Source organism: Pseudomonas syringae pv. coryli str. NCPPB 4273 (genome assembly GCF_000972175.1).
Lineage (GTDB): Bacteria > Pseudomonadota > Gammaproteobacteria > Pseudomonadales > Pseudomonadaceae > Aquipseudomonas > Aquipseudomonas syringae.
Genome location: NZ_AWQP01000081.1, coordinates 1 through 24,100 on the forward strand (window position 1 = coordinate 1; position 24,100 = coordinate 24,100).

Annotated in this window: 22 protein-coding genes; 5 read left to right on the forward strand and 17 right to left on the reverse strand. The window is 60.1% G+C overall.

Annotated features, from left to right (window positions below; all coding sequences use genetic code 11):
* Positions 1-107 precede the first annotated feature (107 nt).
* Both P406_RS26260 and P406_RS26265 read right to left on the reverse strand, forming a co-directional pair.
* Entirely contained in the window at positions 108-764 is a 657-nt protein-coding gene (locus P406_RS26260) for a CoA transferase subunit B (protein WP_003315741.1), read from the reverse strand.
* Positions 765-806: 42 nt separating this feature from the next.
* Positions 807-1,508 (reverse strand): CoA transferase subunit A, encoded by a 702-nt coding sequence (locus P406_RS26265; protein WP_003391701.1) that lies wholly within the window; start codon positions 1,506-1,508, stop codon positions 807-809.
* A 129-nt stretch (positions 1,509-1,637) separates the two neighbouring features.
* On the opposite strand from P406_RS26265, the gene P406_RS26270 reads away from it, so the two are divergent.
* The 3 genes from P406_RS26270 (at position 1,638) to P406_RS26280 (ending at position 3,631) form a co-directional block, all read left to right on the forward strand.
* Entirely contained in the window at positions 1,638-2,528 is an 891-nt protein-coding gene (locus P406_RS26270; protein ID WP_046237805.1) for a LysR family transcriptional regulator, read from the forward strand.
* Between the two features lie 88 nt (positions 2,529-2,616).
* On the forward strand, positions 2,617-2,898 hold the full coding sequence (locus P406_RS26275) for a hypothetical protein (RefSeq protein ID WP_024649997.1): 282 nt from the start codon (positions 2,617-2,619) through the stop codon (positions 2,896-2,898).
* Positions 2,899-3,022: 124 nt separating this feature from the next.
* Positions 3,023-3,631 (forward strand): LysE family translocator, encoded by a 609-nt coding sequence (locus tag P406_RS26280; RefSeq protein ID WP_046237806.1) that lies wholly within the window; start codon positions 3,023-3,025, stop codon positions 3,629-3,631.
* A gap of 19 nt (positions 3,632-3,650) precedes the next feature.
* On the opposite strand, the gene ssuE is transcribed toward P406_RS26280, so the two are convergent.
* The 13 genes from ssuE to P406_RS26345 all read right to left on the reverse strand — a co-directional run bounded on the left by ssuE (position 3,651) and on the right by P406_RS26345 (position 18,659).
* Positions 3,651-4,232 carry an NADPH-dependent FMN reductase gene (gene ssuE / locus P406_RS26285; protein WP_003348618.1) on the reverse strand — a complete coding sequence of 194 codons (582 nt, stop codon included), beginning with the start codon at positions 4,230-4,232 and terminating at the stop codon, positions 3,651-3,653.
* Between the two features lie 249 nt (positions 4,233-4,481).
* Positions 4,482-5,570, reverse strand: coding sequence for a polysaccharide biosynthesis/export family protein (locus tag P406_RS26290; RefSeq protein ID WP_003391720.1), 1,089 nt, complete (start codon positions 5,568-5,570; stop codon positions 4,482-4,484).
* Positions 5,571-5,650: 80 nt separating this feature from the next.
* Complete coding sequence (locus P406_RS26295; protein WP_046237807.1) at positions 5,651-7,060, reverse strand: undecaprenyl-phosphate glucose phosphotransferase; 1,410 nt, start codon at positions 7,058-7,060, stop codon at positions 5,651-5,653.
* A 13-nt stretch (positions 7,061-7,073) separates the two neighbouring features.
* Positions 7,074-8,303, reverse strand: a complete 1,230-nt coding sequence (locus tag P406_RS26300; protein WP_046237808.1) for a glycosyltransferase family 4 protein — start codon at positions 8,301-8,303, stop codon at positions 7,074-7,076.
* Between the two features lie 73 nt (positions 8,304-8,376).
* On the reverse strand, positions 8,377-9,492 hold the full coding sequence (locus tag P406_RS26305) for a glycosyltransferase family 4 protein (protein ID WP_046237809.1): 1,116 nt from the start codon (positions 9,490-9,492) through the stop codon (positions 8,377-8,379).
* Positions 9,493-9,575: 83 nt separating this feature from the next.
* Positions 9,576-10,781 carry a glycosyltransferase family 4 protein gene (locus P406_RS26310; RefSeq protein WP_046237810.1) on the reverse strand — a complete coding sequence of 402 codons (1,206 nt, stop codon included), beginning with the start codon at positions 10,779-10,781 and terminating at the stop codon, positions 9,576-9,578.
* Complete coding sequence (locus P406_RS26315; protein WP_046237811.1) at positions 10,778-11,779, reverse strand: glycosyltransferase; 1,002 nt, start codon at positions 11,777-11,779, stop codon at positions 10,778-10,780. The genes P406_RS26310 and P406_RS26315 overlap by 4 nt, the downstream gene beginning before the upstream one ends.
* Before the next feature lie 84 nt (positions 11,780-11,863).
* On the reverse strand, positions 11,864-12,376 hold the full coding sequence (rfaH, locus tag P406_RS26320) for a transcription/translation regulatory transformer protein RfaH (RefSeq protein ID WP_046237812.1): 513 nt from the start codon (positions 12,374-12,376) through the stop codon (positions 11,864-11,866).
* A 52-nt stretch (positions 12,377-12,428) separates the two neighbouring features.
* Positions 12,429-14,636: a polysaccharide biosynthesis tyrosine autokinase gene (locus tag P406_RS26325; protein ID WP_046237813.1), complete on the reverse strand. Its 2,208-nt coding sequence runs from the start codon at positions 14,634-14,636 to the stop codon at positions 12,429-12,431.
* Positions 14,637-15,089, reverse strand: a complete 453-nt coding sequence (locus P406_RS26330) for a low molecular weight protein-tyrosine-phosphatase (protein WP_003412064.1) — start codon at positions 15,087-15,089, stop codon at positions 14,637-14,639.
* Positions 15,079-16,014: a glycosyltransferase family 2 protein gene (locus P406_RS26335; RefSeq protein WP_046237814.1), complete on the reverse strand. Its 936-nt coding sequence runs from the start codon at positions 16,012-16,014 to the stop codon at positions 15,079-15,081. Before P406_RS26335 ends, P406_RS26330 begins: the two co-directional genes overlap by 11 nt.
* Before the next feature lie 3 nt (positions 16,015-16,017).
* Positions 16,018-17,532 carry a lipopolysaccharide biosynthesis protein gene (locus tag P406_RS26340; protein ID WP_046237815.1) on the reverse strand — a complete coding sequence of 505 codons (1,515 nt, stop codon included), beginning with the start codon at positions 17,530-17,532 and terminating at the stop codon, positions 16,018-16,020.
* A 5-nt stretch (positions 17,533-17,537) separates the two neighbouring features.
* Positions 17,538-18,659: a DegT/DnrJ/EryC1/StrS family aminotransferase gene (locus P406_RS26345; protein WP_046237816.1), complete on the reverse strand. Its 1,122-nt coding sequence runs from the start codon at positions 18,657-18,659 to the stop codon at positions 17,538-17,540.
* A gap of 667 nt (positions 18,660-19,326) precedes the next feature.
* Between P406_RS26345 and P406_RS26350 the strand changes: the two genes are divergently transcribed.
* Both P406_RS26350 and P406_RS26355 read left to right on the forward strand, forming a co-directional pair.
* Positions 19,327-20,520 (forward strand): cysteine desulfurase family protein, encoded by a 1,194-nt coding sequence (locus tag P406_RS26350; RefSeq protein WP_046237817.1) that lies wholly within the window; start codon positions 19,327-19,329, stop codon positions 20,518-20,520.
* Positions 20,521-20,577: 57 nt separating this feature from the next.
* A complete protein-coding gene (locus P406_RS26355) occupies positions 20,578-22,386 on the forward strand; it encodes an aminopeptidase P family protein (RefSeq protein ID WP_046237818.1) in 1,809 nt (602 codons plus the stop codon).
* A gap of 24 nt (positions 22,387-22,410) precedes the next feature.
* Here P406_RS26355 and P406_RS26360 read toward each other — a convergent pair whose 3' ends face one another.
* Together P406_RS26360 and rhtA are read right to left on the reverse strand one after the other, a co-directional pair.
* A complete protein-coding gene (locus tag P406_RS26360) occupies positions 22,411-22,725 on the reverse strand; it encodes a hypothetical protein (RefSeq protein WP_003417622.1) in 315 nt (104 codons plus the stop codon).
* A 166-nt stretch (positions 22,726-22,891) separates the two neighbouring features.
* Entirely contained in the window at positions 22,892-23,779 is an 888-nt protein-coding gene (gene rhtA, locus P406_RS26365) for a threonine/homoserine exporter RhtA (RefSeq protein ID WP_003370628.1), read from the reverse strand.
* Positions 23,780-24,100 lie beyond the last annotated feature (321 nt).

The window sequence follows — 24,100 nt, forward strand, 5'->3', positions numbered from 1 at the left end:
TGCGTCGTCTGTGCCATCGTGCTCGAAAAGCGCTTTAGAGCAATTTAGCTAAAGGCCCGGCTTGTGAGCTGGTGACCATCGTGCCAATGCTCCGTGTTGGCCTGCACTCAGAAGCTCATCTCGATCACGTCATCCGGCACGATCAGCTTGCCTGCTGTTTTGGCCACGATTTCTTCCACGCTGACCCCCGGCGCGCGTTCGCGGAGGATGAACGCGCCGTTTTCGATTTCCAGGTAGGCCAGATCAGTCAGCACCTTGCGGATGCAGCCTGCGCCGGTCAGTGGCAGGCTGCAACGGGTGAGCAGTTTGGATTCGCCGTCCTTCGACGCATGGGTCATGGTGACGATGATATTGTCAGCGCCCGCCACCAGATCCATCGCGCCACCCATGCCCTTGATCAGCTTGCCGGGGATCATCCACGAAGCGATGTTGCCCTCGATATCCACCTCGAAAGCGCCGAGCACCGTCAGGTCGACATGGCCGCCGCGGATCATGGCAAAGGATTCGGCCGACGAAAAAATGGAGGCGCCGATGCGCGCGGTGACCGTCTGCTTGCCGGCATTGATCATGTCCGCGTCGATGGTGTCTTCGGTGGGGAAGGCGCCCATGCCCAGCAGGCCGTTTTCCGACTGGAGCATGACGTCGATGTCATCGGGCACGTAGTTGGCCACCAGGGTCGGAATACCGATGCCAAGGTTCACGTAATAACCGTCCTTGAGCTCACGGGCGACACGTTGAGCCATTTGTTCGCGGGAAAGTGCCATCGTCTGAAGCCTCTTTATTGTTGTAGGGCCAAGGCTGCGCTATCAGGATTTTCTGACGGTGCGCTGTTCGATGCGTTTTTCGAAAGTGCCCTGAATGACCCGGTCGACGTAGATGCCGGGGGTGTGGATCTGGGTAGGCAGCAGCACGCCGGGCTCGACGATTTCTTCGACCTCGACCACGGTGATCCGTCCGGCGGTGGCCACCACCGGGTTGAAGTTCTGTGCGGTATGACGATAGATGACGTTGCCGAAGTGGTCGGCTTTCCAGCCCTTGATCAGGGCGAAGTCACCGGTGATGGCTTCTTCCAGAATCACGTTGCGGCCGTTGAACTGGCGGGTTTCCTTACCTTCGGCGACCGGCGTTCCGTAACCGGTCGCAGTGTAGAACGCCGGAATGCCCGCGCCACCGGCACGCAGTTTTTCCGCCAGGGTGCCTTGCGGCGTGAGTTCGACTTCCAGCTCGCCGCTGAGCAGCTGCTTTTCGAACAAGGCATTCTCGCCGACGTAGGACGAAATCATTTTGCGGATCTGCCGGTCTTCCAGCAGGATGCCGAGTCCGAAGCCGTCAACGCCACAGTTATTGGAGACCACGGTCAGGCCCTTGATGCCCATGCGCTTGATCTGCGCGATCAGGTTTTCCGGGATGCCGCACAGGCCGAAGCCGCCGCAGAGTACCGTCATGTCGTCGGTCAGCCCGGCGAGGGCTTCTTCGTAGGTCGCTACTCGTTTATCGAGTCCAGCCATGATGATCCGCCTTTTATAGTTGTTGACCGACAGTCGCGCTGCCGGAGGATCGGGTGACCTGCATCTTCTCTCGATGGGACTGATTTGTTAATTTTGTTTTTCTGATCAATTCATAAGAAAAGCAAATATATGAACGTCAAGCAGCTTCGCGCTTTTCTGGCCGTTGCGCAGTACCTGAGCTTCGCTCAGGCCGGCGAGCGACTCAACGTGTCGCAACCGGCCTTGAGCCTGACGATCAAGAGCCTCGAAGAGGACCTTGGCGGACAGCTGTTGACGCGCACTACGCGCAATGTCGGTCTGACGCCCGAGGGCGAGACCCTGTTGCCGCTGGCGCGCCAGTTGCTGGCCGACTGGGACAACACCGAAGAACTGCTGCGTCAGCGTTTTACTTTGCAAATGGGCAGGGTGTCGGTCGCCGCCATGCCGTCATTTGCCGGTAATCTGCTGCCAGCGGCCTTGAAGGTGTTTCGCGGGCGCTACCCGCGCGTCAACGTGGCGGTGCATGACGTGATCAACGAGCAAGTGCTGGAGATGGTCCGCCATCGCCGTGTCGAACTGGGTATCGGCTTTGAGCCTGAGTCGAACAGTACCCTGTCGTTCACCCCGTTCTATATGGACCGCTTCGTCGCCGTGGTGCCCCGGGAGTCGCCGCTGGCCGGGCGGCATGAGGTCGCCTGGGAAGAACTGCTGCGTGAAGACTTCATCGCCCTGCAACGCCCGTCGGCGGTACGTTTGCTGCTGGAACAGGCCATCGAGCCCCGCCACGGCAAGCTGGCGGTCGCGTTCGAGAGCCATCAGTTGTCGACCATCGGGCGCATGGTTGCCAACGGCCTGGGCGTCAGCGCGGTGCCGTCACTGTGCATCGGGCAGATGCAGGAACTGGGGGCCTGCTGCGTGGCGCTGGTGGAGCCGCTGATCGAACGGCGTATAGGCCTGATGATGCTCGCCGATCACAAGCTTTCAGCGGCGGCTCAGGCGTTGCGCGAGGTGTTGATCGAGAATGCTCGCAACAGTCGATAGCGACTATCACGGCGGATGATTTTTGCTGCGTCAGGGGCAGGCGTAACCTTGCTTCATTCCTGAAATGAAGCCCGACCGGAGGCCCCCGATGAACCGTATGCTCGCCCTTGCGCTTGTCCTGACATTCACTGTTGCGCTGGTTTCCGGCTGCTCCACTCACCACGCTGTCGAGCAGCGGGCGTTCAGCGCTGAAGAAAGCCATCAGTTGGCCCTTGAAGACCTCAACCGTCGCGGCCTGTCATTTGATGAGTATCAGGCACGCAAGGCGCAGTTGATGGCGGATCCGCAGATCCAGCAGGTGCGGGACTTCGATGAGAAAGGCGAAACGAACGTCGACTTGGGCGCCGTTGTTCAGCAGCCCCAAGGTTAACAGTCTGCTTGAAAAGTGCGTTGTGTAAGAACTGTACTGCCGTAATTGGCCGGCAACTGTCCGTGTGTTTCCTGCACCGCCTTCGATAGGGTGAGCACCTGACTCACTGATCCGGACAGGCAGCATGTTTCTCTCTTTCGATTTGATTCTGGCATTCACACTCTTCGCATTCGTCACCTCCATCACTCCCGGCCCCAACAACATGATGCTGCTGGCCTCGGGCGTGAACTTCGGTTTCAGTCGCACCCTGCCGCACATGCTGGGTATCAGTGTCGGTTTTTTCGTTCTGGTGCTGGCCGTCGGCTTCGGTCTGGGCAGTGTGTTCAAGGCCTGGCCTTTGCTCTACACGATCCTGCGCTATGTGGGCGCTGCCTATCTGCTGTACCTGGCCTGGAAAATCGCCACGTCGGGGCCGGCCTCCGATAGCGTCGACAGCGAGGGCAAGCCGCTGAGTTTCATGAGCGCCGCGCTCTTTCAATGGGTCAATCCCAAGGCCTGGATCATGGCGATTGGTGCGATCAGCACCTACACCCCCATGCAGGGCTACTTCTACAACGTTGTGGTGATTTCCGCAGTGTTTGCGTTGATCAATCTGCCCAGCGTGGGCGTCTGGGCAGGCTTTGGCAGTTTGCTGCGCAACGTTCTGCGCGATCCGCTCGGGTTACGTATTTTCAACGGCGTGATGGCAGCGCTGTTGGTGGCCTCGCTGTATCCGCTGTTTATCGAGCATTGATGCCTTTGCTATTCCGGCACTACAACGCCAGTTGCAAGTGCCCGCCAGCCTGCTGGTGACGCGCCTGCAAGCGGCGTTGCAGGCCGTGGTGGAAATGCTCCAGCCCTTCATGCAGGCGCTCGGTGAGGATTTCGTCCAGCGTACCGCCTAGTTCGTTGTCGTCGTAGCTGACCTGGGTATCGATGGCGAAGATGCCGTGCAGCACTTCCTGCGACTTGAGCGCCGACAGCACCGGTTTGAGCGCGTAGTCCACGGCCAGCATGTGCGCGATACTGCCGCCGGTGGCCAGCGGCAAGACCACTTTGCCATGCAGCGCGCGCTCCGGCAGCAAGTCGAGCAGGGTTTTCAGCGCGCCGGAAAATGACGCCTTGTACACCGGCGTACCGATCAGCAGGCCATCGGCCTGGCTGACCGCTTCGATCAATTCCAGCACCTGCGGGCTGTCGAAACGGGCGAAAAGCAGGTCCTCCGCATTGAAGTCGCGTATGCGCAATGTGGTGACTTCAACGCCGTGACTCTGCAGCCAGCGGCCGGCGTGGGCCAGCACAACGCCGGAACGGGATTTGGGGGAGGGACTGCCTGAAAGTGAAACGACGCGCATGTGGGATGTCCTTGCGATAAGCGTAACCCTGCAAAGCAGCTTATGTGCCAGCCTTCTTGTGTATCTGGCTATAGCCCGCAGCCGTTGGGTCTGCGTCTGTTGCATGCCGCAGGAGAGGGTTCGCCGCGCTGATGCAAAAGCCGTCAACTGTTGAACCGCTGTTGCTCTGGCAACAGTCTGGTGCTGTACGACAGGCAAAAAAATCCCCGCACAACCGCGTGCAGGGAGATTGGTGAACGGCCGTCCGGGTCAGTTGCGAAACGCCGCACCGGTCTGTATCACGCTGGCCGAGCCGAGCAACTGGCTGATGAAGCGGCTCCAGCGGGTGATATCGGCAGGGCCGACGAACACCACATCCTGTGCCTTGAGCTCGAACTGCCCCGCCAGCAGGTAGGCGGTGGGCTTTTTCGCATTGAGGTGGTAGACGGTGGAGGGCGCCTGGGCGAAGTTTTCCGCACCACGTATAACGTACACCGCATCGCCGTCTGCGCTGTCCGGGCTGAGGCCGCCGGAGTTTCCCAACGCCTCGAGCAGCGTCAGGCGGGTGGTGCCGAACGAGATCACCTGAGGGTTACGGACCTCGCCCAGCACGTAGATCTTGTTCCGCGAGTTGCTGTTGAGGTGCAGGTAATCGCCGTCCTTCAGGAAAATCCGGCTCAGTTGCGAGTCCCGGCGGTTCAGCGAGTCGATGTCGATCAGGTAATCCTTGCCCTCTCGGCGCAGGGTCAGCCCTGCCAGGTTGGCATCGGTCAGGTCGACGCCGGCGACACTCACCGCCTGCACCAGGCTCAACGGAATATTGGTGATCGGTTGCGGGCCGGGGACCTTGAAAGAACCGGACAACAGGATTCGCTGGCTGTTGTAGCGCAGCACTTTGACGTCGACCTTGACCTCGGTGTACTGCGGCGCCAGGCCCATGCGCAACTGCTCACGAACCTCGCTGACCGTTCTGCCACTCGCGCGGATTCTGCCTACATAGGGGAAGTAGAGCGTGCCGTCGTTGAGCACTTCCCGGGTGTTGGCATCCAGTTGGTCCTGTGAGCCCGGCGCGGTCAGTTCCGGGTGTTCGAACACGGTGACCAGCAAGGTATCGCCAGCACCGATCACGTATTCCGGAGTCCTGTAGTCCAGCAGCACCTGCGGCAGGGCCTTGGCCTCTGCGGTGGCGCGCAGTTGCTGTTGCTGCAGGGTCTTCGGCGTGACCTCGATCAACTGTGCCCGGGGTTCGTCCGGCTTGTCGAGGGTGACGTCATCCGGCGTCATATGTTGCCCCGGCGCGAATGCACAGCCTTGCAGCGCCAGGCTGACCAGCAGTAACGCAGTAACGCTTCGATTCATGACGTTTTTCCTTTCATGGGATTGCTCCGTTCTTGTTGCGTACCGAGGGTATTCGGTGGGTGCTCGGGTCAGCGCTGGCATCAGAAGGCGTTCTTGTTGACGAACCCCTTGAGCAGCGTCAGCAGAATGATTTTCAGGTCCAGCCAGATCGACCAGTGCTCGATGTATTCCAGGTCGAATTCGACGCGCATGCGCATCTTGTCCAGCGTGTCGGTTTCGCCGCGCCAGCCGTTGATCTGCGCCCAGCCGGTGATTCCGGGCTTGACCTTGTGGCGCAACATGTAACCGCTGACCTGCCTGCGGTATTGCTCGTTGTGGGCAATGGCGTGGGGGCGTGGGCCAACGATGGACATGTCGCCGTGCAACACGTTGAAGAACTGCGGCAGCTCATCCAGCGACGTCCGGCGCAAAAAGCGGCCCAGCGGTGTTACCCGCGCGTCGTTGCGCGTCGCCTGCAGCACCACATCGGTGTTTTCCTGGACGCTCATGCTGCGAAATTTCCAGACCATGATCGAGCGGCCGTCCAGCCCGTAGCGGCGCTGGCGGAACAGCACCGGGCCGGCCGAGGTGAGCTTGATGGCTGCCGCGATGGTCAGCATCGGCGCAGCGATCAGCAACAGAATCAGGCTCGACAGCACGATGTCTTCGGCACGTTTGGCCAGGCTCCAGGCACCGTCCATGGGCGAGTCGAAAATGCTGATGCTGGCCAGGCCATTGATGCTTTCACTGCGCGCATGCAGCAGGTCGAACATGAACACATCCGGAATCAGATAGACCGAGGCGGTGGTGTCGCTCAGGCCGGTAATCAACTCGCGCAGTTGCGGTTCGGCGCTGAAGGCGAGGGTGATGTACACCTTGTCGATCCGGCCAGCGCGGGCATCTTCGATCAACTGCTGCAGGTCACCCAGTACGGGCGGGCGGCGCTTGTGCGCCTGCAGATTCATCTGCTGCGGGTGCGCGTCGTAAAAACCGAGCAGGATCAGGCCCATCCAGGGCGCTTGGGCGATGGAGCTGGCCAGCCGCTCGCCGACCTGCCCGGTGCCGACGATGGCCACCCGGCGCGTATTGAAGCCGCGCCGACGCAGGGTGTGCAGGGCCAGACGAATCAGCAGCCGGTAGCCGCACAGCACGGCGAGTGCCAGCGCGAACCAGCTCATCTGGCCGTTATCGGGCAATTGCGTCTGGTTGAGCAGCAGGCTGTTCAGCGACAGCAGGGTGATGAAGGTCATCGCCCAGTAACTGAAGACCTTGGTCAGCTCGCGCAGGATGCGCTCGCCGCGCCATGAGCCATACAACTGGTGGTACTCGCTGACCCAGTGAAAGACCAGCACCGCGAGGAAAATGTGCGACCAGGCTTCTGTGCTGTCGGTGACTGTCAGCCCGGTTTGCCAGTAACCGATCAGCACAATGACGGTCAGGTCCAGCAAGCGATGGGCGAGCGAAAGCGCTGACTGGTGGGCACGCAGAATGCCGCGGACTGAAGTACGCATGGGAAGGGCTCGCTCAGACGATTTTCAGGGGGACGACACGGTTCGGCAGTTCGCTGCCGAGGCCGGGAGATGCCTGGGCGACCCATTGCGACAGAGACAGGCGCGCCAGATGAACCCTGCTTGAGAGGGCCAGACGGTCCTCGACGAAGGCTTTGATCTCCTGCTCGAAACGCGCGACCGAAAACCGCTCGGCATTGGCCCGGCAAGCCTCGGGAGAGATGCGTGATTGCGCCGCTTCGAATTCGCCGATGGCGGCGATCAGTGATGCGACTGTTTGCTGTCCGTAGAACACGCCGGTCGGCTGCGGGTGATCCAGACCGCGCACGGTTTCCATGACGCCGCCCTTGGCGAAGGCGATGACCGGCGTGCCGCAGGCCTGGGCCTCGACCGGGCTGATGCCGAAATCCTCCTCGGCGGCGAAGACAAACGCCCTGGCACTGCGCATGTGCTCAAGCAGCACGTTACTCGGTTGGAAACCCAGCAGCGTCACGTTGCTCACCTGGCTGGCAATGGCCTGCGCCTTGGCCAGGTCCGGTCCGTCACCGATCATGATCAGGCGTTTGTCAGGCATCGCGGCAAAGGCTTCGACGATCATCGGCATGCGTTTGTAAGGCACCATCCGCGAGGCGCAGAGGTAGAAGTCCCCACGCGTGCCCTGGGCAGTGAAGCCGAGTGTGTCCACCGGCGGGTAGATAACGGTGGAGTCGCGTCGATAGGCCTTGCTGATGCGCGCACCGATAAACCCGGAATTGGCAATGAAGGCATCCACGCCGGTCGACGTGCGCTGGTCCCACAAGCGAATGTAATGCAGGATCAGGCGCGCCAGGCCACCCTTGATTCCCTTGCTCAGCCCGGACTCCTGAAGGTACTGGTGCTGCAAGTCCCAGGCATAGCGGATCGGTGAGTGCACATAACTGATGTGCAATTGGTCCGGGCCGCACAGCACGCCCTTGGCCACCGCGTGGCTGCTGCTGATGATCAGGTCATAACCGGACAGATCCAGTTGCTCGATGGCCAGCGGCATCAGTGGCAGGTAGCGCGAATAGTGTTTGCGGGCACCGGGCAGCTTCTGGATGAACGTCGTTCTGGCGACCTTGCCATGCAGGTGCGCGCGGTCCTGATCGCTGAGGAAGTCGATGACCGCAAACAGGTCCGCAGCAGGCCAGACGTTGATCAATGACGCGAGCACGCGCTCGGCACCGGCGTAGCTCACCAGCCAGTCGTGGACGATAGCGATTCTCATGGGCGTTCCTTGCTGTAATGGCCCGCGCTACTGCGGACACGACGGCGCGCATCCTGGCGTTGCTGTTGTGGATTCAGGGTTTGCCGGTGGACGATTCGGCGGCGACGTGCAGCTTGCTTTGCTGCGCAGGGTCGGCCGCCAGCAACGTATCGATGCGCTGGGAAAGGCGCTGCGCGGAAAGCTCCCAGGAAAAACGCTGCACGTTTTGCAGGCCTTGCACACGCAGCGCCTTGCGCAAGGGCGCATCCAGCAGAATGCGCTGCATGGCTGCGGCCATGTGGCTGACGTCCAGCGGGTCGAAATACAGCGCACTGGCCTGCAGAACTTCCGGAATAGACGCAGCATTGGCCGCCAGCACCGGACAGCCGCAGGCCTGGGCTTCGAGCGGCGGGATGCCGAAGCCCTCGTAAAGCGAAGGGAAGACGAACGCAGTCGCGCCCTGGTACTGCGCGATCAGCTCGGCATCACTGAGGCGCCCCAGAAAACGGATGCGCGGGTCACGGCAGGCGAGGTGCTGCAGGTTCGGGTCGGCGAACAACGCGCTGGCTGCGCCGACAATATGCAACTGCAGATCCGTATGGCCGCGCAGGCTGAGAAAGGCCTGAATCATCCGTCTGAAATTCTTGTGCACGGCCGGCGAGGACACGGCCAGCAGGTATTTCGGATGATTCACCGCGGTCGAACCCGGTATGAAATCGTCGCTGACCGCAGCCGGTACGACGAGCACCTTGTCTTCTGCGTAGCCATAGAACGAGGATATTTCTTTGCGCGAGAAGTGGCTGCCGGTGATCAGGGTTCTGGCGCGCGACAGCAGGATCGGGGTGATGGTCCGATAGGCCAGCCGGAACAGCCGGGTGTAACTTTGCGGGTAGCGCACATAGTTGATGTCGTGGTGAGTCGCAATCTGGTTGCCATACAGCATGGGCCCGGTGTTGCTGATCGAGATCAGCAGCGGACTGCTACGACGTTTCAGGTACAGCGGCAGGTCGATCTGCTCCCACGCATGCCCGGTGGAGCGCCCGATGCAGTGCGCCTCTAATGCGCTGGCGCAGTCATGCAGTCTGATGTTATTCGGGGCAACGAATACCAGATCGTCGCGCAGTCGCTTCAGCGCTCGGCACATCTGCTCTGCGTAGCGCTGTACACCACTGATGTCCTGGGTAAGAAACCGTGCATTGATGAAAATCATCTTGAGCGTCCTGCTGATGAAAGTGGGCTGGCGGGTGCCACACCGTGTCCTTGATGTCGTCAAAGGGGGCAATTGCGCCCGTGCTACGTGCTGCGGTCCTGCAAGGTCTGGGCAAAAATGCTTTCGTACTGGTCCAGCATCAGGTCCAGATTCATCAACGACGCGACGCTGCTGCGTGCCTGGCTGCCGAGGCGTGCCAGCAGTTCGGGCTGCTGATGCAGCCTGAGCATCGCCAGCCCCAGTGAATCGGGGTCATCGGGGCTGCACAGCAAGCCATTGAGCGGTTCCTGAATGATTTCCGTGAGCCCGCCCATGCGGCTGGCGATGACCGGCAGCGAGTGCGCGCACGCCTCGACCGCGACCATGCCGAATGGCTCATTCCACAGGGAAGGCACAACCGCCACGTCGATCTGGCGATAGAAATGCTCAGGCCTCTGAAAACCGACGAAGCTGATGTCCGGGGACGTGACCATGGCCCTGAAGCGCTTTTCGTCGGATGGCTGTCCGCGCCCGGCGATCTGCAGGGTGGCTTTGAACGGCAGGCGCTGGAACTGCTCGATCAGCCACTCCAGCCCCTTGTTGGTCGACAGGGTGCCCAGGTAACCGAAACGCAACGGTGCGTTATCGGCAAGTGCTTTGGGCTGCTCGCGAAGCGCTGGCGTAAACGGGCTGGCGTTATGCACCACATAGCCTCTGGCATGCTTGAAGTAATCCTGCGCCCGCAGCGTGTCGAGCATGAAGCGGCTGACGCCGACCACCGCGCTGACCTGTTCCGACTGGTGTGCATGATGGCTGCGCAACCGTGTGCACGTCGTGCACTGGCGCTGACAGCTTTTGCCTTTTCTGAACATCGTGCTTGCCGGGCACAGCAGGTAGAAATCATGCAGCACCTGCACGATCGGGCAATTGGCCTGGGTGATCTGGTCCCATGCCGAGACCGACCAGCCCGTCAGGTTATGGCACACCACCAGTTCTGGCTGCTCCAGCTCCATCACGCGCTCCACGTACTCACGCATGCCTGCGTTGTAGCGGTCGCGCCAGTGCCAGGCAAAGCGCGCCAGACGGCCCGGACGCTGGGCGATGAAGTGCCAATAGTGGTTAAGCAGGCCGGCCCGATAGACCTTGACCCGGTTGACCTCCGCCAGTTGCAAGCCAGGCCGGTCAGTGGTGGCCAATACCGCGACGCTGTGCCCGCGCTGCTGCAAGCCCTCGACCGTACGCTGCAGAATGATTTCTGCGCCGCCGCCGATATCGGGCGCGTAGAGGCTGTTGATGAAAAGGATTTTCATAGTGGGTAGGCCCTGTTCAGGCCCAGCCTGCCGGCTTCGCCTTCGCGAATGGCGTCGTTGAGCAGGTCCAGACGCTGGGCCGCGTCATGGCGCCAGGCATACAGGCTCAGCAGGCAGAGAAACACCCGGCGATTGAGCCGATAGCTGAGCGTGGAAGCCGCCCAGACATGTTTGTCGAACCAGGCCTGATTGCGCGCTGCGTAGTAGGCGCGCAGATCCGAGCCGCCCAGCAGGTAGCTTTCATAGACATTGCGGGTCCGTGCCTTGATGTTCCAGGAGTCTTCCAGATCATCCAGCCGCGCATCGGGCACCAGAAACAGCTTTCCGCCACCGTCGGTGATGCGCCAGGTGTATTCGCTGTCATCGCTGTACAGTTTGAGAGCATCCAGTGGCAGGCCGATCTTTTGGTAAAGGCTGCGATGGGCAAGCAGCCCGCCGTAAGTGGCAAAAGGCAGTTGCACGCGTTCCGGCATCAGCCGGGTCGCATCGGGCTTTCTCCACGGCAGGCGTCGCCAGATCTTGTAAGGCAACTGGGCGATGTGAAAGCCGAAGAAGCTTGAGCGCCGCTGGATCGCATATTGCAGCGGCACACCTGCGGCGATGTCGGCTTGATGCGTGGGGCGAAAGCCGAGCACCGCGCAGTTGTCCTGGCCGTCGAGGAGTTGCCGTTCACGCAAGGATCGATGCAATGCCTCGATGGCATGCGCGGTCGGTGCGTTATCGTCGTCCATCAGCCAGATGCAGTCGTCTCCGGTTTGCAGCGCGGCGTTGATGCCCACCGAGTAGCCATTGGCCGAGCCGGTGTTGTGCGGTAGCCAGATCACCTGAACCCGATCGGGCCACTTATCGCACAGCGCTTGCAGCGGCGCGGTGGAAGCATTGCTGACAACGATCACGCGGCCGATCAGCGGGCTTTCCAGCGAGCGGCTGATCAGGGTGTGCAAATAGCTGAAACGGTCACCATAGGTGAGCGTCACCAGGGTGGTCTGGCGCGGCATGGTGCGATTCCGAGGCTGGTGGAACAGGCGTGCGACGCATGCTTTCAGTACACGTCGTGCGGCAGGTTACGGCGGGTTCGAGCGCTAGGCGCTCGCCTCGATTCGCGACAGGCTGCTGATCGGCAGCACCACTTTTTGCTGGCGTTGCAGCATATTGAGCAGGATCACCGCGCGCTGCGCGCCGTCTTCGCTCAAAAAGATGGCCTCGACTTCACCCCAGCTGGCATGGGTGATCAGCACCGCGTCGCCCTGGGTAAACTGTGTTTTCGGCGCGGGTGTGGCGAGTCGTTGGCGGATCTGCTCGATCAGATGATCCCGAACCGGCACCGGATGACCACCGAAGGTCACGATGCGCGAGACGCCGCGGGTGGAGCGAATCGGGTACCAGTTGTCCTGCACCTGATCCATGTGAATGAACAGATAGCCGGGGAACAAGGGCTCGCCGGCCTGAGCCTTCGCGCCGGTTTTTTTTGCATCGGCCTGTAACGGTCGATAGCACTCGAACTGCTGACGCCGCAAATGTTCTTCGGCGCGGGCTTCCTGCCGCGGTTTGGTCTGGATCAGGTACCAGCGGACATCCTGGTCGGAGTGGGACATGGTTAATTCCTTTTAAATGAAACAGCTCGGTCAGCGGCAAGCAGCACCCCGGTTATCGGGGCGCGGGGTGGTAGTTGTAGCCGTAGGCGGCGCAGTCGTAGTCGGAGGTCGTGGCCTTGCGCACCACCGCGTTAAAAATGGCGCCCTTGATCAGAATTCCGTTCTGACCCAAACGTCGTTTGCTGGCTTCGATTTCCTGAACGGTGGTCATGCCGAAGCGCGCCACCAGCAGGCAAGTGCCCGCCTGACGGCCAACCAGCGTCGCATCGGTCACGGCGAGGATGGGCGGGGTGTCGATCAGAATCAGGTCGTACAGCGGCGACAGTTCGGCAAGCATCTTGTGGAAGTTGTCATGCATCAGCAGCTCCGAGGGGTTGGGCGCGGCGAAACCACAGGAGATGAAATCCAGATGCCGGACACGGGTGGTGTTGATGACCTCGGTACAGCGCAGACGCGCCGCCAGTGTGTCGGACAGCCCGTGTTTGGGTTGCAGACCGAGGAGGCGATGCAGGTAGCCTTTGCGCATGTCGGCATCGATCAGCAGGACCCGTTTGCCGGTCTGGGCAATGATGGTCGCCAGATTGCTCGACACAAAAGACTTGCCTGCGCCCGGTGTCGGGCTGGATATCATCAGCACGTTGTTGCGCGCTTCAAGCATGGCGAAGTGCAGGCTTGTGCGCAGGCTGCGCAATGACTCGATCGCCAGCTCGGCAGGTGCGGCAATGCTCAGCAACTTCGACTCCTTGCCAGCATGGTCGCGCTTGTCCAGATGCTCCTGTTGACGCGAGTAGGGCAGCGACGCGTAGACCGGCATGCCCAGATTTTCAATGATCTCGGCGCTTTCGACGCCGCGATAGAACGCCTGGCGCACGAAAACCATGGTCATCGCGACCAGTGCGCCAAGCAGCGTGGCAATCAGCACAATCAGCGTTTTCATCGGTTTGACGGGTCTTTCGACATTGGTGTCGGCGTTATCGATGACCCGTACGTTGCCGATGTTGCCGGCGCGCAGAATGTCCTGCTCCTGGCTTTTGTTGAGCATCAGCGTGTAGGTCTGGCTGATGACCTGCATGTCGCGGGTCAGGCGCAACAGCTCCTGCTGGGTCATGGGCAGCGCGTCGATCTTTTTCAGCAAACCCAGTCGCTGTTGTTCCAGCTGGTTCATCTGGCTCATCAGGCTGCGATAGGTCGGGTGCTCGCGGGTATACAGCCGTTCCAGTTCGACGCGCTTGAGTTTCAGTTCGGACAGCATCGAGTCGAGACTGACCACCTGGTCAAGCACCCCCTTGGTTTCGATACTCAGGTCCACCGATCGGGCGCTGGTCTGGAAGGTGTTCAGCGCGGTTTCCGATTCCTCGAGCTGCTTGCGTACGGCGGGTAACTGCGAGCGCAAAAACTGCAGCCGCTGGGCGGCCTCGGCCGAACTGCGCTCGACGTTCTGACGTACATACAGATGGCTGACCTCATCGAGAATCCGGTTGGCCCGTTGTGCGTCCTGGTCCTCGATCGACAGGTAGATGATGCCCGAGTCCCTGCCGGCCTCGGCGATCTTCAGGCGGTTCTGATAGATCAGCGCGGTGCTGAGTGTGCGCTGTCTGGAGACAGTGAAATCGGTACCGGGCCGGGCCTGCAGCGTTGCGACCTGAATCTTGATTCCGTGGCCTTCGACCACGCGATTGATCGCACCCCCGAGCAGCAGAGTGTGTTCGCTATCGTAGAGCGAGAACTGGCCGGGTTTGCCTGCGGTCAGGGTGAGCCTTTCACCCAGCAGGTGCTCTGGCACTTCCAGTTGGAACACCTCTATTTTTTCGCCGCCCCACGCATATTGGGTCAGGCCGAATAAAGGCTGCGCCAGTTCACCGTCGCGTGCGGGCTTGAAGGTGCGATACAGATAAGGACCGATCACAGGAAACAAATCAGGTGTCTGGAGCCTATTGAGCTGCAGATCGTCGACGACCTTGCCCAGCAGCGCGCGGGACTTGATCAGCTCGATCTCGGTGGTCGCCTGCGACACCGAGAGTGGCTTGGCACTGACTTCCGGCGTGCCCTCGATGCCGATTTTCCGAGGCTCTATCTGAATCATGGCGGTGGCCTGATACACCGGCGTGGCAAGAATGGCATAGCCCAGGCCGATCAGAAAAAACACGCCGACGGTCCACAGGATCAGGGTCTTGTGATCGAACAGCATCCGCAGGACCGTTGCCAGATCAATCCGGGAGTCCGGTTGGAAATTCAGGGAAGGATGGTTCATGACGGTCATTTATCCTGTTGCTCCTGACTGAAAATGGGGAAGCCAGTCGTCGATGCAGCGCGAGAGCTGCGCGTAGGTCTGCTCGAAGGCTGACGCGGGGCGCCGGTAAGGGTCGGTGATGTCGAGCGGGTCCTGCCATTTTCCCATCAGAAAGGCTTTGCCGCGCACTTCGGGGGCCAGTTCGAGGACGTCGGAAAAATGCGCCTGCTCCATCAGCAGGATCAGGTCGGCCTGGCGCAGCAGCTCGCGACTCATCTGGCGAGCGGCATGCCGCCGAGGCTGCACCCGATGCGACTGCAGTACCGCATGTGCCGTCGGGTCGATCGACGAACCCGATAACGCGGCGATGCCTGCCGACTGAATACGCACCTGCGTGGCCTGCAGGCGTTCATGCAGCATCGCGACGGCCATCGGACTGCGGCAGACGTTGCCGACGCACAACACCAGCACACTACTGAACATGAGCTTTGCCAATGGCCGGCAGCAGGCGCCTGCGCAGATTGCCGATCACGTTGCCTGCCACTTTCCACAGTGTCTGCAGTTTGTGGCGAGGGGCGAGTGCAGCCAGCGACAGGCACACCGTCTGCATCAGGAAATACTGGTACAGCGGCTGATTGCCCAAGCGGTTGTAATAGTTGGCCAGGCTTGAGCAGGTCTGCAGGTTCATGTGCAACTTGCGTTTGTCACTGCGCATCGAGAACACCCCGCCAGGGTGCATGCGATAGGCGGCCGGCTTGATCCCGGCCATGAACTTGCCCTTGCCGTAGGCCCCCAGCAGCGACCACCAGCACATATCGTTCAGCGGCGCGTTGCACAGGCTCAGTTCGGGCGGCATCTGGCTGAACACATTGCGAAAGCAGACGGTCAGGGTCGACAGGCGTCTTGCCTGCTGCAACTCCAGCGCCGAGGCATCGGCGCGCAGATGACCTTGCAGCTGCACGCCATACTGGCCGTGCTCATCGAAGACGAACGCGTCGTGATAAGTGATGACGTAATCTGGATGAGCTTCGAGAAAGTCCACTTGCTGCTGTAGTTTTTGCGGATCGGTCCAGTAATCGTCGGCTTCGCAGTAGGCGATGTAACGACCGCGTGCTTCGCCAAACAGGCCCGGGACGCAAGCTCTGCCCTGACTGTACTGATTGATCTGCTGATAGAAGGGCCGAATGATCGTCGGATGCCGCTCGGCGTAGTGCGCAATGATGCGCGCGGTAGCGTCTGTGGAGGCGTCGTCGTTGATCAGGATTTCGTACCTGAAATCGGTCTGCTGTGACAAAAGCCCGTCCAGCGTCTGGGCGATGAAGCCCTCCTGATTGTAGGCGGGGCATACGATGCTCAGCAGCGGTGGCGGCAGGCAGGTTTCGTCGGTATTTCTTACAGTGTCGTCCATGGCTCAAGTACTCGGTTTACTGAACAGAACATAGAGTTTCGATGCCAGCGGCCGGTGACTCGTCGCCACCAGCGTCAGGGTGACAAGCCCGCTGAGCGCGAGTGCCAGAAGCACGCTGCTGCGGCTTTCTCCGGCAATCAGATTGAAAACGGGGGCGCTGACCACCAGGCCGGCAGCGGTCATCGCGCTGATACGCAGGATGTCGCTCAGCCACTGGCGATGAAGACCGGGGGCCAGGTGTCGATGCACGATGGCTGGCCATATCGCGAAGGACGTCGCCCGCAGAAAAAACCACGCCAACGCCGCGCCGTACACGCCCTGATAATGGATCGCCAGCACCATCACCGGCACGCTGACCAGCGTCGAAATCAGGCTGTACCACAGGTGCAAGTGCATCCGGCCATAGGTGTATTGCAGATAGAACTGAAAGGCACTGGCGGCCATGATGGCGCTGCCCAGTGCGTACCAGCCCAGCACCGGACGACTCCAGTGCGCGGCGACCGGATCGCCGGTCCAGGCGAGAATCAACGGTTCCGCATACAGGGCAGTGACCGCCGCCAGAGGAAACAGAAAGGTGCAGGCGAAACGATTGGCGGCCAGAAACAAGGCGTGCATCTCGTCGCGCCGCCCCTCGGCCATCAACACCGTCAGGCGCGGCAGCAGCGTCTGGACCAGCGGGTTGGTCAGCATCACGATGCCGGTGGCGATCAACGCCACCAGTGAGAAGTAGCCGTACTGGTCCAGCGGCAGCAGATTCGACAGAAGAGCCTTGTCCACCTGGGTCAGCACGATCCACAGCACAGCGCTCAGCGACAGGCTGGCGGCGAAGGGCAGGATCGGCTTGATCAATGGCCAGTCCAGTCCGGTCAGCCAATGCGGCGCAGGCATCTGCCTGCGGGCCTTGGCGGCAAACAGCAGGGTTTCGATCAGCCCCACTGCGAGTTGAAATTCAAAGAAGTCTCGTGGGTCCCGGGAAAACTGACTGACCAACACCAGGCCACCGAAGTAGCGCAACGTGGCGATCGACACATTGGCGACGTTGAGCCAGCCATGCTGTTCAAGGCCCTGAATCGCGCTTTTGTACAGCGTCGAATACAGGCGCAGGGCAATGATGATGCCCATCAAGGTGATGCAATGGGTCAGCGTGTCGGGTTGTAGCGTATCTGCGTTCAGCCAGTGCGCGGCGATCCACGGGCTGGCGACACAGACCAGCAGGGCGCTGAACATGGCCATCGGCAGAAAGATCAGTTCGAACGAGCGCAGCAGACGACCCAGGTATTGTTTGCTTGCAGGGGTGTCTCGCTGGTGCGCCACCGCCCGCACCAGGCTGGGCGACAGGCCGGCATCCAGCAATTGCAGCCAGGCCTGCAGCAGGGTGAAGAAACCGATCAGGCCATACGCTTCGGCACCCAGATGGCCCAGATAAAACGGCATGATCAGAATCCCGACCAGCAGCACGTAAGCCTGCCCGCCGTAATTCAGGAGGGTGTTGCGAATGAGGGAATGTTTGCCGGGCATGATCGTCAGCAGACCCGCGCAACGGTGCAGGCCCGGTAGTCAGTTTCAGTCCCGCTGCAGGCTTCGATCAGGGTGCGGATCACCAGGTCCTGCTCGCTTCTCAGCAGACCGGGATAGATCGGCAGGCACAGCACTCGCTCGCTCAACGCTCTGGAGACCGGCTGGCCGGGTTGCGGCTGCAGGTATTCAAGGGTATCCAGCGAGGGGTAGAAGTAGCGGCGAGGGTTGATCTTGTGCTGGTTGAGTGCCGTGCGCACGCTCAGCAATTGTTGTTCGTCGCGCAGGGCCACAGGGTAATAACTGTGATTCAACTGGCTGTCGGCCTGCGGTGTCTGCAGATCCAGATAGTCCTGCAGCGACGAGGTGTAGTGATCGGCTATCTCCGCGCGCTCTTCGAGAATGTTGCTGATGTTGTCGAGAATGCACAGACCCATCGCAGCAGAGAATTCGTTGAGCTTAGCGTTGATGCCGATGCTGTCGATCCGGTCGACGCCGGAAATGCCGAAGTTGCACATCAGATGGGCTTGTCTGGCCAGCTCGTCATCGTTGGTGATGATCGCGCCACCTTCAATGGTGTGAAACAGCTTGGTGGCATGGAAGCTCAAGGTGCTGATGTCGCCATGATTGAGCACCGACTGGCCTGCGTGACGCACGGCGAATGCGTGTGCGCCGTCATAGACGACCTTGAGCTTGTGCTCGCGGGCTATCTGCTCAATGGCTTGCACATCACACGGATTGCCAAACACGTGGGTGGCGACGATTGCAGTGGTGTCTTCGGCAATACTGTGTTCGATGTGTTTCGGCGAGATGTTCCAGGTGTGCGCATCGATGTCGGCAAAGATCGGCCGGATGCCTTCCCATTGCAGCGAGCTGCTGGTCGCGACAAAACTGAATGGCGTAGTCACTGCGCTGCCACTCAGCCCCAGCGCCCGATAGGCCACTTGCAGGGCCAGGGTGCCGTTGTTGGTCAGAATAATGTGCCTGACGCCCAGGTAGTCCTTGAGCCGATCCGTCAGCTCCCTGGCCAGCGGACCGTGATTGGTCAGCCAGCCACGTGCGTAGATGCCTTCGACATAGCGTTTGAACTGGTCGATATCGCCCAGATATGTCTTGGTCACGTTAATCATCGAAGCCTCCATGTTTCTTTGAATCAGCGCGTTGCCAAGCGGGTGACCGGGCATCTTTCGCAGACGTACGTTGACTGCCGGGCACGCTACCGCTGAATCGGGTCGATCCAGTCAGGGCGCTGCTTACACAGAACCAGCGCGTAAGCGTCGAGTGGGTCGCATTGCATCAGGCAAAGCTACCGCCACACCGAACGCATTCAGCACTTTAAAAAGGAAGTGAGAGTCAACAGACATCCGCCAGCGCCGGGTAAGCGCCGTGGAAATAACTGACAGGGTGAGACTGGACAGCAGTCAACTTCGGCGGATGATTCCAACGCTATGCTCTGCGGCATGTGCGTAAAACTGGAATGTGCCTGACGGTCCTATATATCGGTGGCGGCAGGGTATCTGTCAAATTATTTCGTCAGGTTTCTGTTAGATTTTTGATAAATGGTAGAGCGAAGAATCTAACGTACTGATTTATAAGTGTGTCAAAAAAATATCATCCGTCGATGTCTTTTTAACGACACAGCTCACGGCCTCTGTCCGGCGTCGAGAGATCAACGGATTTTACGACAGCAGCTTTTTGAATATTCCATTTTGATCTATATAAATATTAATTGATAATTTTTGGTTCTATTTGGTTTCGTGCATGATCTTCCTCATGGTCTGTAAACGAGGAACGTGCATGAACGAGCCAGTGCTGTATTTTGATTACGCTGCCACCACGCCTGTGGACGAGCGTGTCATCAGGGTAATGGTCGATTGCCTGGGGGCGTCAGGCAATTTCGGTAATCCGGCCTCCAGCTCCCATTCGTTCGGCCAGAAGGCCCGCCTTGCGGTGGAACTTGCTCGCGGGCAGGTTGCGCATCTGGTGGGTGCGCAAGCCTCGCAGATCATCTGGACTTCCGGCGCCACCGAGTCCAGCAATCTGGCACTCAAGGGGGTAGCTCAGGAACGTGCCAGGCGCCAGGCAGCCGTCGCCGGAGGCAGACCCGGTCATATCATCACCAGCCTGATCGAGCACAAGGCGACCCTCGACACCGCCCGTCAGCTTGAGGAAGAGGGCGTCGACGTTACCTGGCTGGCGCCGGACAGCGAGGGCCTGATCAGTGCCGATGCAGTCAGTGCAGCCTTGCGTGACGATACATTTCTGGTCTCGCTGATGCTGGTCAATAACGAACTGGGTACCGTCAACGACATTGCCGAGATCGGCAGGCGCGTACGTGGGCACGGGGCGCTGTTGCATGTCGACGCTGCACAGGGCGCTGGCAAGCTGCCGATCGACCTCAGCCAGCTCGCGGTAGATTTGATGTCGCTCTCGGCACACAAGATCTATGGGCCCAAGGGCATTGGCGCCTTGTATGTCGGTCCGCGCGCGCAGCAGCGTGTTCTCGCCCAGATTCATGGAGGAGGGCACGAATGTGGCTTGCGCTCCGGGACACTGGCGACGCATCAGATCGCCGGAATGGGCGCGGCCTTTGCCCTGGCGGCAGAGGTGCTCGAAGAAGAGGTGGTTGAAATACAGCGGCTGAGCGATCGTCTTTGTGAGCGCCTGGCCAAGATTCCCGGGGTGTGTATCAACGGCAGTCCCACGCAGCGGATTGCCCACACGCTCAGTTTTACCTTCACCCATAACGATCTGGATGTCGCCGCGCTGGGTGAGAGTCTGGCCTTTTCGTCCACCTCCGCCTGCAACTCGGCGAAAAACCTGCCGTCGCATGTCCTGCTCGCCCTTGGGCTGAGCCCGCAGGCCGCGAGCCAGACGATACGCCTGAGCCTGGGGCGCTTCACCCGTGAGCAGGACATAGAGCGTGCGGTCGACTCGATTCGCGCCTCTCTTGTTCAGCCTGCGTTCTGGGCGGTTGCTCAGGCTCGATGAGTGCTCCATTATCTGAACCAGTGAAAGCAGTCAATTTCCGGGTCAGCAGGAGAGTCAATGAGCACGCAATCCAATGCCAGTTCAGGCGTGGCAGAACGTTTGGCGCAAACCCGCGCCTTGATGAGCAGGGAGCGCATCGATGCCTATCTGGTGCCGTCAGCGGATCCGCATCTCTCCGAATACCTGCCCGGCTATTGGCAGGGGCGCCAGTGGCTGTCGGGTTTTCACGGCTCGGTCGGTACACTGATCATCACCCAGGATTTTGCCGGCATTTGGGCTGATAGCCGCTACTGGGAACAGGCTACCAAGGAGCTGGCCGGCAGCGGCATCGAGCTGGTGAAACTGATGCCCGGCCAGCAAGGTCCACTCGAATGGCTGGCAGATGAAGCCAAGGCCGAAAGCGTGGTTGCCGTTGATGGCGCTGTTCTGGCTGTTGCTTCTTCGCGAACCCTGGCAAGCAAGCTCTACGAACGCGGTGCGCGGCTGCGAACCGATATCGACCTGCTCACCGAGCTATGGCAGGACCGGCCCGCGTTGCCGTCCCACCCTATTTACGAGCATTTGCCTCCCCAGGCGTCACTGGACCGTAGCGAAAAACTCGCGCGGGTTCGTCAGATCATCGTCGAGCGAAAAGCTGACTGGCATTTCATTGCAACGCTGGACGACATCGCCTGGCTGTTCAATCTGCGTGGCGCAGACGTTTCCTACAATCCGGTGTTCATCGCGTTCGCCTTGATCGGTCCGCAAAGCGTCACGCTGTTCGTGGATTCGAAGAAAGTGCCGGACTCGGTGCGCGCGCGCCTGGAGCGCGACGCTATCAACCTCATGGAGTACACGCAGATTGGCGCCGCCTTGCGTGAACTGCCGAAGGACGCGCGACTGCTGGTCGATCCGGCGCGGGTTACCTGCGGGCTGCTCGATTACCTGGACAGTGAGGTCACGCTGGTTGAAGGGCTTAACCCGAGCACGTTACTGAAGTCGCAAAAAACCGAAGCCGATACGGCCCACATCCGCCAGGCAATGGAGCAGGACGGCGCAGCGCTCTGCGAGTTCTTCGCCTGGCTGGACAGTGCGCTGGGGCGAGAGCCTGTCAGCGAGCTGACCATTGATGAAAAGCTCACGCAGGCACGCGAGCGACGTCCGGGCTATGTCTCGCCCAGCTTTGCCACCATCGCGGGTTTCAACGCCAATGGCGCGATGCCACATTACCGTGCTACCGAGGCGGAACATGCGCGGATAGAAGGTGATGGTTTACTGCTGATCGATTCGGGCGGCCAGTACCTTGGCGGCACCACTGACATCACGCGCATGGTGGCGATCGGAACGCCGAGCGCCGAACAGAAGCAGGACTGTACGCGTGTCCTCAAGGGTGTGATCGCATTGTCGCGTGCTCAGTTTCCCAAAGGGATTCAGTCGCCGCTGCTGGACGCAATTGCCCGAGCGCCGATCTGGAGTGAGGGTGTCAATTATGGCCACGGCACCGGGCATGGTGTGGGGTATTTCCTGAATGTGCACGAGGGGCCGCAGGTCATTGCCTATCAGGCGCCTGCAACGCCGCAGACGGCCATGCTGCCGGGCATGATCACGTCCATCGAGCCCGGTACGTACCGGCCTGGACGCTGGGGTGTGCGTATCGAAAACCTGGTGATCAACCAGGAAGCCGGCAAAACCGAATTCGGCGAGTTTCTGCGCTTCGAAACCCTGACGCTGTGCCCGATCGACACCCGTTGCCTCGAGGTGTCGATGTTGAGCGCAGAAGAGCGCGCCTGGCTGAACGACTACCATGTGCAGGTTCTGACGCGCTTGAGCCCGCTGCTGCAGGGCACTGCGCTGTTGTGGCTGCAGGCCCGCACGATCCCTGTCTGATCAAGCCTTCACGTTGCCGCGGGCTCAGTCCTGCGGCGACGGATTCGCCAGTGGTGCAGCTTTCCTGCACACGATGATCATGCTGCGGCTGGTGTAGCCGGCCGGGTTCAGGCCGAACGGATAGTCTTCGGGCTCCTCGGTGGCATCGCCTGACTTCGCGATCACCTTGAATGTTCTCGAAGCGCAGGAGTTGGTAGCCAGTTCGTAGCATTTTGCCCAGGACGACGTGAGGCCTGAGCAATTGATGTGGATGCCTCGCTTGCTTTGCGTGACGGGTTTGGACGTGGCTGCACAGCCTGCCACAGCCAATATGGCCAATACGACAAAAATGTATTTCATTCCTTTCCTTAGCGGGCCATTACTGATCGCGATCCATCCGATTGACTGGACCATGAGTCTTTTGAACTGTAACGCATAGCCACCGACTATAAATCGGTCAGGTACAAACATGGCGCATGCGCGTAACAAATGCTAGTGCCATATGGCTTCTTGATGCGTGGTAAGTTCAGTCAGCCGGCACCAGTTGAGGTTTGCTGTTTGCAGAACCAAGGGTTGCGCCAATGGACGCGAAGATGATCGCGCCGATCGCCAGCCACTGAGTCAATGAAAGGCTTTCATGAAGAAACACCAGGCCGGAAAGCGCGGCGAAGACCGGTTCCAGGCTTGCCAGCGTGCCAAATGTACGCGCCGACATTCGCGTCAGGGCGATCATCTCCAGGCTGTAGGGCAGGGCAGTCGAGAGGATTGCGACACCCAGTGCTGCGGGTATCAGTGAAATATCCAGTAACGCAGAGCCTGCGTGTATTACGCCTATCGGGCCTATGAACAGCGCGGCAATCACGACACCAAGCGCTGCTGTCTGCACACCGTTGTCGGCGCCTGCCTTGTGACCGAATACGATGTATGCGGCCCAGCACACCCCGGCGCCCAAGGCGTAGCCCGCACCGAGCAGATCAATCGCGGCAGCTGAGGTCCCCAGAGGGATCAACAGCAGCAGGCCGATGACTGCCAGAGTTACCCAGAGGAAATCAATGGGCTTACGGGAGGACAGCAAAGCCACCGCCAGCGGACCGGTGAACTCCAGGGCTACTGCAATTCCCAAGGGGACTGTCTGCAACGACATATAGAAGAGAAGGTTCATGCAGCCCAGCGCAATGCCGTAGATCACCACGGTGCGTAACGACTTTGCAGTCAGATTCGCCCGCCACGGGCGCAGGACGGCAACCAGGATAAGGCTGGCGAATACCAGCCTCAGGGTCGTGGTGCCTTGCGCGCCCACGACAGGGAAAAGACTCTTTGCCAGCGACGCGCCGCTTTGAATGGAGATCATGGCGATCATCAGCAGTCCCAGAGGGAACAGGGCAGAGGCTATGTTGCGGGATTTCTCAGACATTTCAGATGTACATCCTGGTGTGATCCGGGCACAGGTAATGGCGCATGATGCGGAATAATCAATGAATGGGCAATATATTGCGCAAGGAGCACATGCTCTTCTATATAGGTAATCACGAAACGGTCAATTTCGGCGATTTTGAAATTAACGGTTGACGCCCTCTGTGAGGTGTCTATAATTCGCCCCACTTCCGGCGCAGACGGAAACGAAAAAGCCTTGTAGATCAATAGTTTGCAAGGTTTTGGAGTGAAGAGTCAGCGAGGAAGGAGGTCGGGTCTGGATTGATCGACAGCGGTGAGAAAAAAGAGTTTGACACGCGGT